The organism is Bradyrhizobium sp. AZCC 1577 (genome assembly GCF_036924575.1).
Classification (GTDB): domain Bacteria; phylum Pseudomonadota; class Alphaproteobacteria; order Rhizobiales; family Xanthobacteraceae; genus Bradyrhizobium.
Genome location: NZ_JAZHRQ010000001.1, coordinates 3,734,854 through 3,750,999 on the forward strand (window position 1 = coordinate 3,734,854; position 16,146 = coordinate 3,750,999).

Below are 16,146 nucleotides of genomic sequence, written 5' to 3' on the forward strand. Positions count from 1 at the left end.
GAAAAAGAATGCAGCGGCGTTATATCACTGTGGACGTTTTCACCGACCGCGCCTTCGGCGGCAATCCGCTGGCCGTCGTGCTCGATGCCGACGGGCTGTCGACCGAACAGATGCAGGCGATCGCCACCGAGTTCAACTATTCGGAGACGACCTTCGTGCTGCCGCCGCGCGAGCCCACTCACGATGCGCAGGTTCGCATCTTCACCGTGAACCGCGAAATACCCTTTGCGGGCCATCCCAATGTCGGCACCGCCTTCGTGCTGGCGACGTTGGCGGAAAAGCCGCCGGCGCGGCTATTGTTCGAGGAAGCGGCTGGCCTCGTGCCGGTCGAGATTCTGACGGATCATGGCAAGGTCGTCAGCACCGAATTCACGGCGCCGCAACCGTTGAAACGGATGTCGCATGTCAGTGTCGAACAAGCGGCGGCTTGCCTCTCGCTGTCGGCTAGCGACGTCAAGACCGACCGTCACCCGCCGCAGGTCATCTCGGTCGGCCTGGCCTTCCTCGCGGTGGAAGTTTCCTCCCGCGAAGCGCTGCGACGTGCCAGGCCGGACGCCGCGGCGTTCGCCAAAACCTTCCCGTGCGACGACAGCGACGCCGTCTATTTCTATACACGCGATGTGCCGGCCGACGAAAAGCCATGCGATTTGCAGGCGCGGATGTTTCATCCGGGCGCCAGTGGATTGTCCGAAGACCCGGCCACCGGCAGCGCGACGGCCGCCTGTGCGGCGCTGCTTGCCGATCTCGACCCCACCAAGGACGGCGAACTGAAATTGCGGATCGGGCAGGGCATCGACATGGGCCGGCCGAGCCTGTTGCTGACGCGCGTCCGCAAAGAGAATGGCGTGATTTCGTCCATTCACGTCGGCGGCAGCAGCGTGAAGATGATGGAGGGAACGTTCCGGCTGGATGGACTAGGGTAAGGTGCGATTGCGGGTTACGCCGTCATTGCGAGGAGCGCAAGCGACGAAGCAATCCATCTATCCCCGTGCGGAGAAGTGGATTGCTTCGCTTCGCTCGCAATGACGGTTCGACTACACCTGCGGCGCGACCAGATTTTCCACCTTCACGCCGTCGCGATCCTCGATGATCTCGGCAATCCACTGGCGGTGACAATGAGAATGGTCGCGCTCATAGCAGAGAATGCAGACGGGTCCCGATTGCTTCACCAGCGCCGAAAGCTCGTCGAGCTCCTCCTTGGCCTGAGCGGTCTTCAGGTGCTTGGAATAGATCCTGTGAAGGAGATCGAACTTGCCGCTGCGCGCCGCCTCGCGGCCCTCCTTCGGCGTTCCCAGCCCCTTCAGGTGCAGATAGGAGATGCCGCGCTCGTCGAGGCCGGCCGCGAGCTGAGTTTTGGAGAAGCCCGGCCGCCGCGAGGAAGCAACGGCGCGCACGTCCACCAGGAGCTTGACGCCCGACGCTTCCAGCTCGTCGAGCACAGCCTTCGCCGGCGTTTGCTCATAGCCGATGGTGAAGAGGCGTTTGGTCTTGCGGGCCATGTCGATGTCCGGTGCGTTGATCTGTCATCGGGAAAGCTACGGTCGTGCGCGGATGATTTCCATATGACGCGTTGCCGCCGGGCGCGGCATGTCGCATAGTCCCTGCAAAGAGCCTGTCGAAGGCCGCATGCACGGGGGGACACGATGAACCGATTTTGCCGGACGCTGGCAGGGCTGCTCGCGCTTCTCGTTAGCGGCACGGCGCACGCCCAGACAAGCTATCCCGATCGCCCGGTGAAGATCATCGTCCCGATCGGGCCCGGCGGCAGTTACGATCTGGTCGGGCGGCATCTGGCGGATGCGCTGTCGAAGCGGATGGGGCAGGCCTTCGTGGTCGAGAACAAGCCCGGTGCCGGCACCGTCGTCGGCACGCAGGCCGCAAGCCAGAGCGAGCCGGACGGCTACACGCTGGTGGTCGGCGGGCTCTCCAACATGGCATTCAATTCGGCGCTCTATTCCAAGCTCGGCTATGATCCGCGCAAGGATTTCGTGCCGGTCGCGCTGGTTTACAAGTTCGGCTACGTCATGGTCGGCCGCAAGGATTTACCGCATAGCAAGCTCGCGGACATCGTCGCCGCCGCAAAGGCCAATCCCGGCTCGATCTCGGTCGCGACGGCAGGCGTCGGCACCGGTCAGCAACTGGTAGCGGCTGCCTTCATGAAGGCTGCGGGCGTCAAATTCCTGGAGGTGCCCTACAAGGGGTCTCCGCCAGCCTTTACCGACCTGCTCGCGGGCCGCATCGACCTGTTCTTCGATTCGATGGCCGCCGGGCTGCCTTACGTGCAGTCCGGGCAGGCGCGGGGCATTGCGGTGCTGTCGTCGAAGCGCAGCCCGCTTGCGCCTGATGTGCCGACCATGTCTGAGGCTGGCGTGCCCGGCCTCGACGTCGATTCCTGGCTCGGCATTTTCGCGCCGGCAAAGACGCCGCCGGACATCATCGCCAAACTGCGCCGGGAAATCCGTGCCGCGCTGCCCGAACTCGAGGAGCGCTTCGAGAAGAGCGGCGGCGAGCCGTGGGATTTGCCTGACGACAAGCTCGATGCGTTCGTCGCGTCCGAATACGAAACCTGGACGAAACTGATCCGCGAGGCCGGCATCAAGCTCGACTGAGCGTTTGATTATTTGACGCGCTCGATCAACTCCATCGCACCCGCAGGCGCACGCACCTTGCCTTCGTGGATCACATACGCGAACACGTCGCGCGGCATCTTGTTCGGCTTGGCCTTTTCGACGCGCGGTAGGTCGTCGGGCTCGCCACCGGCGGCCCAGGCCTGAAAGCGCTTCGCCCAGGCGTCGAGCTGTTTTGGCGGATAGCAGGTCTTCAGTTCGTCATTGCCCTTCTGCAGGCGCGCATAGACGAAATCGCTGACGACGTCGGCGATCGCGGGATATTTGCCGTGCTCCGCGAACACGACCGGCGTCTCGAATTGTCGCAGCAATGCGATGAATTCCGGCACGCAGAAACTGTCATGCCGCACCTCGACCACGTGGCGCAGGGCGCGACCGTCGAGTTTGCGCGGCAGCAGTTCGAGGAATTTGCCGAAATCGGCCCCGTCGAATTTTTTGGTCGGCGCGAATTGCCAGAGCACCGGGCCGAGCCGGTCGCCAAGCTCCATCACGCCGGAATCGTAGAAGCGCTTTATGGAGTCTCCGGCCTCCGCCAGCACACGACGGTTGGTCGCGAAACGCGGTCCCTTCAACGAGAACACGAAGCCGTCGGGCACCTCACGCGCCCATTTGCGGAAACTCTCCGGCTTCTGTGAACCGTAATAGGTGCCGTTGATCTCGATCGAGGTCAGCTTCGAGGCGGCGTAGGATAGCTCTTTCGCCTGCGCCAGCTTCTCGGGATAGAACACGCCGCGCCACGGCTCGAAGGTCCAGCCGCCGATACCGATATAGATGCTGCCGCTGCTGGTTGCGGTCGACTTGGAGGGCTTGCTCACTGGAAGACTCTTCGGACAGGGGGAGGGCTGACGGATGTTAGCCAAATCGGCTCCGATTGACCAGTTGTCGCCGCGGCGGCAAGGCCTTCGGAATACAAACGCGCGGTCTCGTGGAGCGCATTTCAAAAAAAGAAGCTCCGGATAACCGGAGCCTCTCCCTTTCGCTCTACGCAAGAGCCGTAGTTTCAACGCGCCCAGGGCTTGTTATGGCTTGTTATGTCTCTCCGGCGCCTTGCCGACCAGGCCCTGAAACGGCTGCAGCGATTGCTTGGCGAGCTTGGTGTGGAGTTCGCAGATCCTCTGCGACTCGGCCACTGACGTCTCATAAGCCCGCTTCACAAATTCGCTTTGAACCGTCATCGCCTTGTCGAGCGAGCGAACGCCGCTGAGCTGTTCGACAAAGGACCCGAAATCCTCGAGCGATTTCCTTGTGTAGTCGCGATAGGCGTTCGCGATGGTCTGCAGGCTGACCGGCGCAGGCTCCGTAGCGGGCTCGGCGGGCGCGGACTGGATCGATGCGGCCTCGGCTGGCGCGGCCTCGGCCGGCGAGGGCGCCGCGGTCGGCTGCGGTTCCGGCGATGCGGCGACGGCTGGCTCGTCGACGGCCGGCTGATCGACCTTCGGGCTTTCCGCGTGAGCCGGCTCCGGCTGCAGCGGCGGATCCTGATCCGGGCTTTGCAATTCAACCGGCGCCGGGTTCGCCGTTGGGCTCACCGTCGGGTTCTCTTGGGGAGCGGCCTTTTTGCCCCGCTCTCCCTTCCGGTTGCGCCGTCCGGATTTCCCGGTCGGCTTGCCCTGATCTGTATTCGACATCTGCTTCCCCTATTCCCTGTCAAATCAAAGGTCGAGACTCCGCCATGTTTGCGATCTAATCGCGGTTCTTGCTTGTCGGTCGCGCGGCACTCGCGTGGTCAGATTTTGAAAGGTGGACTCGATGGCCGGTTTTCTCAATGGTCGACGCAGGGACTATTCCTCCACGCGCTTTTTCCATGATATCAGTTCCCGGTCAGGCGTAGGGGAACGTAGAGTATGAATTCGCAGTCATTCGCCGGTCTTTTGGGAGCCATCGTCGCCTCGATCGTGATGGTGGTCGCTGTCGCCTACGGGCCGATCGGCCAGTATGGAAAGCCCGCCAAACCGGCCAGCATCCAGCAACCGGCGCCGGTGCAGCCGGCGCCTGTTGCGCCAGCGCCGCGCGGCCCGGTGATTCGGGAAGTGCCGAATTAGGAGAGACGGATCCCCCCTTGCGGAACGCGGGCGGTGTTCCCATGTTATATTCAACGGCGACGTTGAAGCTTCAAGGCTCCGACGCTGGAACGACCATGAATAGTTTGGCTGCGCCGGGTGTACGCGCGCCCTCTGTTCGTGGTCGTTGGCATTTAAGGCTCCTCTTTAAGGCCGTTTTCCCCGATTGAGTGGCTGTTCCGGAACCCTTGGCATGTGAGGCGGCTGCGGATATACGCTGGCGGCCATGAATGACGCCATCAAACCGGGCCCCGAAACCCCGTCGCAGGCCGGTTTGCCTGAGCTTTCGGTCGTCGTCCCTACATTCAACGAACGCGACAACGTGACGGTGCTGTACCGGCGGCTGGAGGCGACGCTGGCGGGCATCGCCTGGGAAGTCGTCTTTGTCGACGACAATTCCCCCGACGGAACCTGGGAAGTGGTGCGGGGGCTGGCGCGGAAGGATTCCCGCGTCCGCTGCATCCGCCGGATCGGGCGACGCGGACTGTCGGGTGCCTGCATCGAGGGTATCCTGGCATCGAGCGCGCCCTACGCTGCGGTGATCGACGCCGACCTGCAGCACGACGAAGCACAACTGCCGAAGATGGTCGCGCTGCTGCGGAGCGGCGAGGCGGAACTGGTGGTCGGCAGCCGCTACATCGAGGGCGGCAGCGCCGACAGTTTCAACAAGCAGCGGGCAGGCGCCAGTCAGCTTGCGACCGAGGTCGCCAAGCGCACGCTGAAGGTCGAGATCGCCGATCCCATGAGCGGCTTCTTCATGATTCGCCGCGATCGTTTCGAGCAACTGGCGCCGCAGCTCTCGACCCAGGGCTTCAAGATCCTGCTCGATATCGTCGCCTCGGCGCAGGGCAAGCTGCGCGCCGTCGAAATTCCCTATACCTTCGGCTCGCGCCAGCATGGCGAGAGCAAACTCGACTCCATGGTGGCGCTGGATTTCCTCGGGCTGGTGCTGGCCAAGCTGACGCATGACGTGGTGTCACTGCGTTTCCTGTTGTTCGCGATGGTCGGGGGCACCGGCCTTGTCGTACATCTCGTGGCGCTGTTCATCGCGCACGAAATCTTCAATGCCCGGTTTGCTGAGGCGCAGGCCATTGGTGCGCTGGTCGCGATGACCAGCAATTTCATTCTGAACAATTTCCTCACCTATCGCGACCAGCGGCTGAAGGGATTTGCGATCCTGCGCGGCCTGCTGCTGTTCTATCTGGTGTGCGGCGTCGGCCTGCTTGCCAACGTCGGGGTGGCGTTCTCGATCTTCGAGCAGGAGCCGATCTGGTGGCTCGCGGGGCTTGCCGGCGCGCTGATGGGCGTGGTCTGGAATTATGCCATGTCCGGTCTGTTCGTCTGGCGCAGGCGATAATCGGAAGATGACCTCGAACGAGGCGCGGGTTGCCCTCAACACGGGTCTGGCGATCCTGGCGCTGATCGCGCTACGCCTGATCGCTGCCGCGTTCACGCCGATCACCTTCGACGAAGCCTATTACTGGATGTGGTCGAAGCATCTTGCCGGCGGCTATTACGATCATCCGCCGATGGTCGCCGTGGTGATCCGGCTCGGCACCTTGATCGCAGGCGATACCGAGTTCGGCGTGCGGCTGGTCTCGATCCTGCTGGCGCTGCCGATGAGCTGGGCGATCTACCAGGCCGCCGCCATCCTGTTTGGCAGCCGGCGCGTAGCGGCCTCGTCGGCAATCCTTTTGAACATCACGCTGATGGCCGCCGTCGGCACCATGATCGTGACACCGGACGCGCCGCTCCTGGTGGCGTCCAGTCTCCTGCTGTTTGCGCTCGCCAAGGTGCTGCAGACCGGCCGCGGCGTGTGGTGGCTGGCGGTCGGCGCAGCGGCCGGTTGCGCGCTCTTGTCGAAATACACTGCGCTGTTCTTCGGACCCGCCATCCTGATCTGGCTGATCGCGGTTCCCAAACTGCGGCACTGGCTGGTCTCGCCCTGGCTTTATCTCGGTGGGCTCGTTGCGCTAGCGCTCTTCGCGCCGGTCATTCTGTGGAACGCCGAGCACCACTGGGTGTCCTTCATCAAGCAGATGGGGCGGGCGCGGATCGAGGATTTCCGCCCGGTCTATATCGCTGAACTGATTCCGACCCAGATCGCGTTTGCGACGCCGCTGGTCTGGATCCTCGGCGCAATGGGTCTGTACGCGCTTCTCCGCCGCCGGGCCGGCGCGCTGCCGGTGCGCACGCTGGTCAACGTGATGTTCTGGATCATCGTCGCCTATTTCGTCTGGCATTCGCTGCATGCGCGCGTCGAGGCGAACTGGTTTGCGCCGGTTTACCCGGCGTTTGCCATCGCCGCCGCCGTCGCCGCCCATCTGGTCGAGTGGGAGTCGCGCTGGCAGCGCCTGGTCGATTTCTGCCGGCGCTGGGCGGTGCCAAGTGGCGTCCTGATGTTCGTGCTGCTGGTCGTGCAGGCCGACAGCGGCATGCTGTCAGGCTATCGCCGCGATGCCACCGTGCGCAGCGTCGGCGTCGGCTGGCGCGAGACGGCCGATGCGATTGAGGCGGCGCGGGTGCGAACGGGAGCGACATGCGTGCTGGCCTCTGACTATGGCACCACCGGCTGGCTCGCTTTCTACCTGCCGAAGGGCACCTGCGTGACGCAGCACAGCCAGCGCTTCCGCTGGGTCAACATGCCCGTGCCAGATGCGGCGCAGCTCGCAGGTCCGTTGCTCTACGTCCGCGAGGTCCTCCGAGACGATGCTCCGTTGAAGGACAAGTTCGTCCGCGTCGAGAAGATCGGTGAAGTCGAACGTAAGCGCGGCCCGCTCGTGATCGAGACCTATGCGCTTCATCTCATGCATGGCCCGAAGGGCGACGTGTTTGACCGCACGCCGCCGCCGGAACTGCGATAGGACGCGTGGGCCAGTCACTCGGCGGCGTCGCGATGCGTGCGTTGGTCCAGCGTGGGGCGTTCGCTCCGCCACAGCCAGACCGCGAGCGAGCCTGATCGGCCGCGAATCTGCGCTTCGACGGGACCGGCAAGGCTTCCGGTTTTCAGCCGCGCGCCGGTGCGTTTGGCTGCGATGCGCAACGTGTCGCTGAGCGCCAGCCGGACATCGTGGCGGGCCGCCACTTCCATCAACCGGCTTGCGACGTTGACGGTGTCACCGGTCGCGGTGATGTGCTGATGGTTGCGGCCGCCAAGCCGGGAGGCAACGATTGGCCCGAAATGCGCGCCGATCTTGAAGCCGATCCGCACGGCGATCGGCGGCGGCAACGCTTCGATCCAGCGTTCGGTCTTGACGCAGAGCGCAATCGAACATTGTGCCGCGCGCGTAGCGTCATCCTCAGCCGGCTTCGGCAGGCCGAACAGGATCATGGCGCCGTCGCCGAGAAAACTCGTGATCATGCCGCCGCATCGCGTCACTTCCTTGTCGACCAGCGCGTGAAATTCCTTCAATAGCCCCCGCGTGGCATCCGGATCGAGCGTTTCGCTGAGCGAGGTAAATCCAGAGAGATCGACGAACACGACTGCGGCATTCTGCCGGACCGGCGCCAGCAGGAAGTCAGGATCGCGTGTTAGCCATTCCTGCAGGCCCGGCGTCTGGAATTGTTCGAGCAGCCTGTTTTGCACGGCGAGATGCTGGGCGCTGCGCCGGCCCGACCATAGCTGGACCGCGCCGAACAGCATGAGCGGCGGCGCTGCTGCCGCAATGGTCGTCGCGGCGTCGAGCCAGATGCCGTGCGCGAAAGCAATCGTGTTAGCGGTCGCCCATGCCAGCACGACCGCGCTGACCGCCACGAGACCGATCGGGTTTCGCCGCCACACCAGCAAACCGACCAGCAACATCGGCAGCAGGATCGCCGTGATCGCGCCGGCGATGCGAACCGCTTGGTTGCGCACGAGGCCGTCTCCTGCGACCAGATGCGTAATCGCAGTGGAAATGATTTCCACCCCAGGCATCAGTGAATCGAACGGCGTCGGAAAGAAGTCGCCGGCGCCGGTTGCTGTCGCGCCGAGCACGACGATGCGGCCCTGAATCGCTTCCTTGTCGATCTGGCCGTCGACCAGATTGGCGGCACTGATCGTGCGAATGGTCTGGCGTGGCCCGTAATAGGAAATCGGCAGCGCATAGTGGGAGGCGGTTGGGATCAGCCGATCGCCGAACCTGAGGCGGTCGGGCTCGATCGTCAGCGGTTGGTCGATCGCGATCGATGCGACACGGAGCGGAAACGACAGCTCGATCTTGTCGCGTGTCCGGAACAGCATCGGGACCGAGAGCGGCGTGCCGGTCTGGCCTGTCGCAACATTGGCGATACCGGCTTCCGCGCGGTCGGCGAATGCCGGCAGCGGCAGCAGGAAGCGGCTGGCCTTCGGCAGGCCGGCCAGTGGGCCATCGTTCTCCGCGGAAGGCTGAACGGTGTTCGAAAATACCGCAGCCGCTGCAAGCACCGTCGGACCCGCCGCGAGCGATTTCGCAAGCGCCGCATCGCCGTCGGCCGGTCCCTTGTCGATCAGCAGGAGGTCGATCGCGATGACTTTGGGCTCCAGCCGCGCGATCGCCTCGACGATTTTGGCTATCTCTGCGCGCGGCAGGGGATAGGTGCCGACGAGTTTGACGAGGGTGTCGTCGATCGCAACGATCGTGACGAGGTCCGCCGGCGCCTTCACGCCGCGCACCAGCGTGCGCACGTCGGTCAATGCCGACTCGAGCCGGTCGAGAAACCGCAAATGGCCGGCCGAATGGCCGAGCCATATCGCGCCTGCCCATAATCCCGTGCAAAGCAATACAACCAGAATATGAAGGCGTCGACGATTCATCCGCTCGGCTTCTATTGTCCCAATCTTGCCATCAGGGCCGCAACGCGCGCAGGCGGCCAGCGCTTTATGATCAACTCGCCCGACGGCTCGACATCGACGCCATCACCGGCGCCGAGTACGACGCTGCCGCGGCCCGCGGGGCGCGCCACGCGCACGCGGCCGTTGACGACGAAGACCGATGTCTTTGCACCTTCGGCGTCCACCGTCCATTTGGTACCGCGCACCGCGGCAATCGCCTGTGGCGTCATCACCTCGAGCCTGACGCGGCCCGGCTTCTTCGGCACTTCGAGCAGCAGGGCCTTGTTACTGAGTTCGACGGAATCGACCTGGCCATCACGGTTGCGATCCCTGAGTTCGAACTTCGCGCCGCTTTCGGCCACGATCGTGATCGCGTTCTGGCAATGCAGTGTTTGCGTTCCCTGGGCCGTCGACGCGGACGTGCAGCCTGATTTTGCCGGCTGCGCCGCCGCCGCTCCGGCGAACAGCAGCATGCCTGCGAAGGCGATCGATCCGGCGCGTGCCAGCATTGTCATGGCGGCTCCCTTTTGGGGTGCGGCGAAACAGAGGAGTAGGATGATACGGCACCGTATCGAGCCGCGATCCAATGCAAAGCCAATAGTATGTCGGCCTTCGGCGGGTAAGGTTCGGCGAAGTCTTCCGATCCGGCGGTTCGGCAAAAAGATCCGGTAAAACAGCACAGAAATGGCTCGAAAATGGACCGAAACTGCGGCAGGAACAGCGAAATTTCCGTTGCGCAGGTGTCGGATCGAAGAGGCGCGAAACGTCTTGTAACCACTCGACCACAACCGAGGTGTTGCCATGTCCAGTTCCGCCCTGAAACCCGCCGCCGACCTCGCCCGCGGAAACAGCGTGCGCTTTCCCAACGAGAGCGCCGAATATCGCCGCGCCCGCGAGCAATTGCTGGCCGATGAGATTGAACTGCGCCGTCACATCGAACGGGTCGCCGAATTGCGCCGGGCGTTGCCGCCGGGCGGCGCGGTGACGAAAAACTATCAATTCGAAGGCGAGGGCGGCAAGGCCACCTTGTCGGACCTGTTCGGCGACAAGCAGACGCTCGTGATCTACAGCTACATGTTCGGCCCGCAGCGCGAACAACTGTGCCCGATGTGCACCTCGTTCATGAGCACCTGGGAAGGCAAGCTGCCCGACGTCGAACAGCGCATCGCCTTCGTGTTCGTGGCGCGCTCGCCGATCGCGCGATTGATCGAGGCGAAGAAGGCGCGCGGCTGGACACGGCACAGGATCTATTCCGATGCGTCGGGCGATTACACGCGCGACTATGTCAGTGCGGCGGATGCCGATGCGCCCGGCTACACCGTGTTCACCCGGCGTGACGGCAGCATCTGCCATTTCTGGTCCGCTGAAATGGGACCGTCGACCGCCGATCCCGGACAGGACCCCCGCGGCGCGCCCGACTTCGATCCGCTGTGGACCATTCTCGACACCACGCCCGAAGGGCGTGGCAAGGACTGGTATCCGCGGCTGAGCTACTAGCGCCCGCGACGCGCGGACGTTGTAGGCCCTATTTACAAATCCGGAAGTTGATGTATGTGATCGCGCGCTTCCGCCGGCGCGGTCGTGCTTTGACGTGCGCAATTGGTGTGTATTCGATTGGTGAATCGTACCACCAAAGCAAACTACCAGCGTAAAACGGCAGCGGGTGTCCCCCTGCCGTCGAGGCAGGGAACGATCCGCGGTGTGCCATTCGTGGCAAGCTAGACCTCATAATTCCTCCCTGTCCCAACCGACCTGTGTCGCGACTGACACGGGACGCACCGGAGTCCGGAACGGCCTTCGGATTGAAGTATTGTTGTGAAGGAGGATGAGATGCGATCCGATCCCTACCAGGAGCGCGCGAGGGCTTTGGCCGTTGAAGCGGGGCTCGATCCCGACGCCAAGATCGACCGGCCCGGCCAGCGGCCGATGCCGACCTGGTGCCTGTTTCGCGACGCCGCGCGCAAGGAAAAGCTCGTGCGCGATGCGGAGGCTGTTGCCACTGACATCGCCAGCAAGCCGCAGGCGGCGCAATACCAGAACAGCCCGCTCAAGATCTTCGGCAAGCACGAGGACGCAACGATCGCGCAGATGCGCAATTGCATGTCGGTCGGCAACGCCGTCGCCGGCGTCATTTGCGCGGACGGCCATCTCGGTTATGCGCAGCCAGTCGGCGGCGTGATTGCCTATGAGAAGCAGATCAGCATCTCCGGCGTCGGCTTCGACATCGGCTGCGGCAACATGGCCGTGCGCCTCGATACGCCGTTCAGCCAGATCGAAAGCAATGTCGGCACGATCATCAGGGACGTGCACAGCGTGATTTCGTTCGGCGTCGGTCGCACCAACGACGAGCGGGTCGAGCATGAACTGTTCGACGATGATGACGCGTGGCGTGAATCCGACATGGGCGCCTATCGGCAGAAGGCAGTGTCGCAACTCGGCACCGTCGGATCGGGCAACCACTACGTCGACCTGATGCGCGACGAGGAGGGCTTTGTCTGGATCGGCGTGCATTTCGGCAGCCGTGGCCTCGGCCATACCAGCGCGACCCGCTATCTCAAGGCCGCCGGCGGTAAGGACGGCATGAACGTGCCGCCCGCCGTCATCGACGAGGACAGCGAGATCGGGCGGCGCTACATCGCGGCGATGCAACTCGCCGGGCGCTACTCCTCTGCCGGCCGCGAATGGGTGGTCGAGCGCGTGCGTCGGATCATCGGCGGCGCGATCACCGACATGGTTCACAACCACCACAATTACGCGTGGCGGGAGAACCATGGCGGCAAGGATTTGTGGGTGGTTCGCAAGGGCGCGACCCCGGCATTTCCGGGACAGCGTGGCTTCATCGGCGGATCGATGGGCGACGACGCTGTCATCGTCGAAGGTGTCGACAGCGACGAGGCGAAGGCTTCGCTCTACTCGACCGTGCACGGCGCGGGTCGTTTGTTTGGCCGCAGGGAGGCCAAGCGCCGGTTCACGCGGGCCGAGATGGACGCATGGTTGCAATCGCGTGGCGTGGCGTTGATCGGCGCGGACCTCGATGAAAGCCCGATGGCCTATCGCCGATTGCCGGAGGTGATCGCGGAGCACGCCGGCTCGATCAGGGTGCAGCACACGCTGCGTCCGTTCGCCGTGGCGATGGCGGGCGAGAACGAGTTGGATCCATTCAAGGATTGAGGCCGAACTTGGCCCGTTATGGGACATCCGGCGTTTACGTCACGCCGGGTGTCCCTGATGGGGACCAGCGCCCGCATCATTGTGGGGAAATTTCTCCAATAGTTCCATGGATTTGAGCCCGCCTTACATCCGCCCGCGTTTAAGCCGGATTTAACTAAAAGTCGCCTTAATGACGCTCTGTGCCTCTGCGAGATGCTGCAGGCAACGTCTCCGGACGCAGCATCAAAGGGGACTTGGTGGAATTGTTGTTCTGGGCGTTGTGTGAATGAGTAAGCGTACGCGTGCGTTCGGTCCTGCGGCCCGCAGCCGCAGGAAATCCTCCCGCAAAGGCATTCCGCAATATTTTCTCGGCGGCATCGCGGTCGCAGGCCTCGTGCTGGGCTGCGCCTGGACCGTCTACACCAACGTGCTCGGCGCCAGCATCTATCCATCCGTGAACAACGCCGGCTTCGAGGCGCCCGCCGTCAACAACCCGAGCACCGTCGCGGTGCATGCCGTGCGGCCGGCCTTCAATGAGATTTTCGCCTCGCTGCCGCAACAGTCGCTGGTGATGCCCGCCCCGGAGAACGTCGCGAGTTCGCTGATGTTCAACGAAAGGTTCGCAGCCGCCGCCGCGCAAGGCGAGCCCTCGAGAGCGGTCGAATTTAAGCCCGTCGAACCGACGAAACTGGCGGAAGCTTCGCCGCCGGCCGAAGCGCCGAAAGCCGTTCAAGCTCCGAAGCTCGTGGAAGCGGCGAAGCCGAAGATTTCTGCCCCTGCCACCAAGCTCGCCTTGAACGCACCTGCGCCGGCGCCGGCAGAGACTGAAGCCAAGACCGCGAAGGCATCCGGCTCCACCGTTCGCGATATGGCACAGCGCGCCAAGGCCGCCGTGATGTCGATTGCTTCCAACGACAAGCAGACCATGGTTGAAAAACTGTGGGGCAAGCAGCCTTCGCAGAACTCGCTGCTCGCTTTCGCATCCGCCGACGCCAACGTCACCGGCAGCATCATCGATACGCGAAGCCAGAACCCGATGATGGGCGGCTCGCCGCCCTATGATCGCCAGACTGCCGTCTATGACATCACCGCGCGCAAGGTCTATCTGCCCGACGGTACCCAGCTCGAGGCGCATTCGGGACTGGGCTCGAAGATGGACGATCCCAAATATTCGCATGTGCGGATGCAGGGCGTAACGCCGCCGCATATTTACGAACTGAAGCCGCGCGAGGCGCTGTTTCACGGCGTGCCGGCGCTGCGGCTGACGCCGATCGGCGGCGAGGAAAAAATCTACGGCCGCGACGGACTGCTCGCGCACAGCTACATGCTCGGGCCGAGCGGCCAGTCCAACGGCTGCGTCTCGTTCAAGGACTACTATGCCTTCCTCGACGCCTATCGCAACAAGGGCATCCGCCGGCTCGCCGTGCTGGTGAAGGTCCAATAGGCGGATGCGAACAAGTCGTCGCTCTGCTACTCGCAATGACGAGGACGGATTTGACGTCATTACCTAAGAGCCTAACATCGGGTGTCGTCCCTGCGAACTCAGGGGACCCATAACCACTGCTCGTGGTTGTTGATACGATCGCGGGCTCCAGCTTCATTTCCCAATTCGCATTTGTGATTATGGGTCCCTGCGTTCGCAGGGGCGACACACTGAATATGAGTTCGCGATCTCGCGACGCATTGCGCCCGAGGTTTGATCTCTCTGAGCGCACGGATCGGCAGTTTCAAAAATGGAACAGCCTTTTTGACCGCGACTTGCCGTGGGCCGGAATGGAACCATACGGTCCCCGTAAGCTTACGGTGTTACCCATGCGCATTTTACGGTTGCGTCCGGTAGCCCATTTGCATCTAACTTCTTGAGACGCCCCGAGCGGCCTGCCTCGCGCCCGAGCGTTTGGAATTTGTTGTTAGAGATTGAGAGCACGTTTGAGTGAGTATGCGTAAGGAAGGCATTTTCAAACTTGTGTTAAAGCTCCCGTTCCACGACGCGCCAGACGGAGATGGTCGCGGACGCCTCACCATGGGTTCCCCGCGGTGACGTCTCGCCGAGGAATGGGAAATCGCCTTCTTGCAGCATTGCCGGCATCGGACTTCGATCTGCTGGAGCCCGAGCTTGAGACGATCGCGCTCAATCAGGACGCGGTCCTTTCGCGAGCGGGTGACGCAATCGAGTACGTCTACTTCCCTCATAGCGGCGCCATCTCGCTGATGATCGACATGGCGGACGGACACACGGTCGCCTCCGCCGCAGTCGGGCGTGAGGGGGCAGTAGGCATGCTTTCGGTGCTCGGGCCGTCACCTTCAGATATGACGGCGATCGTTCGTGCGGCGGGCACCGCCTTTCGGATCCCCGCATCGCGATTTCACGCCGCGTTCAACCGGAGCCCCGCGATCCGGCACGCGGTCCAGATTCACGTCAGGGCTATGCTGATGCAGCTTCAACTCGGTTCAGCCTGCAATGCGCTTCACCCGGTCGAGGCGCGCATGGCTCGCTGGTTGCTCCAGCTTCGCGACCGCGTCGACCATGATGTGCTCCCGCTCACCCAGCAGGCGCTATCACAAATAGTCGGTGTGCGACGCACGACTGTGACGCTCCTGATGCGCAAGTTGCGCGCGTGCGGAGCGATCAAGTCCGATCGACGAGGCCTGATCGAGATCGATCCGGCGCGGCTCGCGACGGTCGCGTGCGAATGCCACAACGTCATGCATCTCGGAGTCGAGGAGATGTTCGCGCTCCATTCGGCCCGATCTCGCGCGGCGGTTCTGCCCGACGATCGGCGGATTCCGGGAATTAAATCGCGCGAAGCCATCTGAGCGCGTTTCCGCGACCGCTCGACCTTCCGCGTCGCGACTTGCTGCTGCGGCATTCCGGAACGCACATCGAAGGGCGGATTTTCTCCGCCAGATCAGGTTCTCTGCCGCCGATCACGTTCGAGCGCTGACTCGGATGTCGCCTCGAGCTTCGCAATCTCGCGCAGCACCTTCGCTGTCTGGCGCAGCTCATCGCGCTCAGGGCCCGGCTTCAGCCGTCGTGCCTCGTCAAGAAATTCCTTTGCCTGCAGCAGCCAGGTAGATGTGTCGGTTGAGATTTGCATGCGCGGCATGGCGCCCCTCCATCGCGATCATCACTTGATCTGTGTCGATGCTTACGCCGGGGAGCCGGCGCTGCGATTCCGCACACGGATGCTCGGCTCGTCGACCCAGGCTTCACGGGCAAACCAGGCGTGATCGGCGTGGCAGATCACGCAACGGGTCCGAGAGAAAAACACTGCGCTGCGGCTGAAGCTCTCGCGATCAGTCTTGATGCCGGTGGGAATCGCATGTCCGGTTCGCGGACATTTGACCATGACCATTCCCATATCGCCCTCCCTAGAGATTGGTTTCTTGCTTGAAAAAGCACCGGCCGGTTGGAGTGCGTCACTTGTCGGTGCGGGTTACTTGGGGGGCATCGCGCACCGCGTCTGATGGAGCATCGGTAGTGGGCCGCATGCTCATCGCTTGGACTCGTTCCAAC

Annotated in this window: 15 protein-coding genes; 9 read left to right on the forward strand and 6 right to left on the reverse strand. The window is 63.2% G+C overall.

The genetic code is table 11. The features are described 5' to 3' along the window. Positions 1–8 precede the first annotated feature (8 nt). A complete protein-coding gene (locus V1278_RS17330) occupies positions 9–923 on the forward strand; it encodes a PhzF family phenazine biosynthesis protein (RefSeq protein WP_334381665.1) in 915 nt (304 codons plus the stop codon). Between the two features lie 111 nt (positions 924–1,034). Here V1278_RS17330 and V1278_RS17335 read toward each other — a convergent pair whose 3' ends face one another. Next, positions 1,035–1,499, reverse strand: coding sequence for a DUF488 domain-containing protein (locus V1278_RS17335; RefSeq protein WP_057843701.1), 465 nt, complete (start codon positions 1,497–1,499; stop codon positions 1,035–1,037). A 144-nt stretch (positions 1,500–1,643) separates the two neighbouring features. Here V1278_RS17335 and V1278_RS17340 point away from each other — a divergent pair, with 144 nt between their 5' ends. Next, positions 1,644–2,609 (forward strand): Bug family tripartite tricarboxylate transporter substrate binding protein, encoded by a 966-nt coding sequence (locus V1278_RS17340; protein WP_334381667.1) that lies wholly within the window; start codon positions 1,644–1,646, stop codon positions 2,607–2,609. Between the two features lie 8 nt (positions 2,610–2,617). Here the strand turns inward: V1278_RS17340 and V1278_RS17345 are convergent, their stop codons facing one another. Both V1278_RS17345 and V1278_RS17350 read right to left on the reverse strand, forming a co-directional pair. Beyond that, positions 2,618–3,442, reverse strand: a complete 825-nt coding sequence (locus V1278_RS17345) for a DUF72 domain-containing protein (RefSeq protein WP_334381668.1) — start codon at positions 3,440–3,442, stop codon at positions 2,618–2,620. Positions 3,443–3,646: 204 nt separating this feature from the next. After that, on the reverse strand, positions 3,647–4,255 hold the full coding sequence (locus V1278_RS17350; RefSeq protein WP_334381669.1) for a phasin family protein: 609 nt from the start codon (positions 4,253–4,255) through the stop codon (positions 3,647–3,649). 216 nt (positions 4,256–4,471) lie between these two features. On the opposite strand from V1278_RS17350, the gene V1278_RS17355 reads away from it, so the two are divergent. The 3 genes from V1278_RS17355 to V1278_RS17365 all read left to right on the forward strand — a co-directional run bounded on the left by V1278_RS17355 (position 4,472) and on the right by V1278_RS17365 (position 7,551). Further along, a complete protein-coding gene (locus V1278_RS17355; RefSeq protein WP_334363535.1) occupies positions 4,472–4,669 on the forward strand; it encodes a hypothetical protein in 198 nt (65 codons plus the stop codon). 244 nt (positions 4,670–4,913) lie between these two features. Continuing rightward, positions 4,914–6,044: a glycosyltransferase family 2 protein gene (locus V1278_RS17360; protein ID WP_334363534.1), complete on the forward strand. Its 1,131-nt coding sequence runs from the start codon at positions 4,914–4,916 to the stop codon at positions 6,042–6,044. Positions 6,045–6,051: 7 nt separating this feature from the next. Then, positions 6,052–7,551 carry a glycosyltransferase family 39 protein gene (locus V1278_RS17365; protein ID WP_334381670.1) on the forward strand — a complete coding sequence of 500 codons (1,500 nt, stop codon included), beginning with the start codon at positions 6,052–6,054 and terminating at the stop codon, positions 7,549–7,551. A gap of 14 nt (positions 7,552–7,565) precedes the next feature. Here the strand turns inward: V1278_RS17365 and V1278_RS17370 are convergent, their stop codons facing one another. Together V1278_RS17370 and V1278_RS17375 are read right to left on the reverse strand one after the other, a co-directional pair. Next, a complete protein-coding gene (locus V1278_RS17370; protein WP_334381671.1) occupies positions 7,566–9,461 on the reverse strand; it encodes a CHASE2 domain-containing protein in 1,896 nt (631 codons plus the stop codon). Positions 9,462–9,472: 11 nt separating this feature from the next. Continuing rightward, the gene (locus tag V1278_RS17375) at positions 9,473–9,994 is read right to left on the reverse strand and encodes a FecR domain-containing protein (protein WP_334381672.1); all 522 of its coding nucleotides are present in this window, start codon (positions 9,992–9,994) and stop codon (positions 9,473–9,475) included. Between the two features lie 286 nt (positions 9,995–10,280). Between V1278_RS17375 and V1278_RS17380 the strand changes: the two genes are divergently transcribed. From V1278_RS17380 to V1278_RS17395, 4 genes are all read left to right on the forward strand, one after another. Next, the gene (locus tag V1278_RS17380; RefSeq protein ID WP_334381673.1) at positions 10,281–10,976 is read left to right on the forward strand and encodes a DUF899 family protein; all 696 of its coding nucleotides are present in this window, start codon (positions 10,281–10,283) and stop codon (positions 10,974–10,976) included. Between the two features lie 333 nt (positions 10,977–11,309). Then, on the forward strand, positions 11,310–12,650 hold the full coding sequence (locus V1278_RS17385) for an RtcB family protein (protein ID WP_334381674.1): 1,341 nt from the start codon (positions 11,310–11,312) through the stop codon (positions 12,648–12,650). 265 nt (positions 12,651–12,915) lie between these two features. Continuing rightward, a complete protein-coding gene (locus V1278_RS17390; RefSeq protein WP_334381675.1) occupies positions 12,916–14,073 on the forward strand; it encodes a DUF2778 domain-containing protein in 1,158 nt (385 codons plus the stop codon). A 611-nt stretch (positions 14,074–14,684) separates the two neighbouring features. Then, positions 14,685–15,446 carry a Crp/Fnr family transcriptional regulator gene (locus V1278_RS17395; protein ID WP_334410925.1) on the forward strand — a complete coding sequence of 254 codons (762 nt, stop codon included), beginning with the start codon at positions 14,685–14,687 and terminating at the stop codon, positions 15,444–15,446. Between the two features lie 92 nt (positions 15,447–15,538). Here V1278_RS17395 and V1278_RS17400 read toward each other — a convergent pair whose 3' ends face one another. After that, positions 15,539–15,736, reverse strand: coding sequence for a hypothetical protein (locus V1278_RS17400; RefSeq protein WP_334363526.1), 198 nt, complete (start codon positions 15,734–15,736; stop codon positions 15,539–15,541). Positions 15,737–16,146 lie beyond the last annotated feature (410 nt).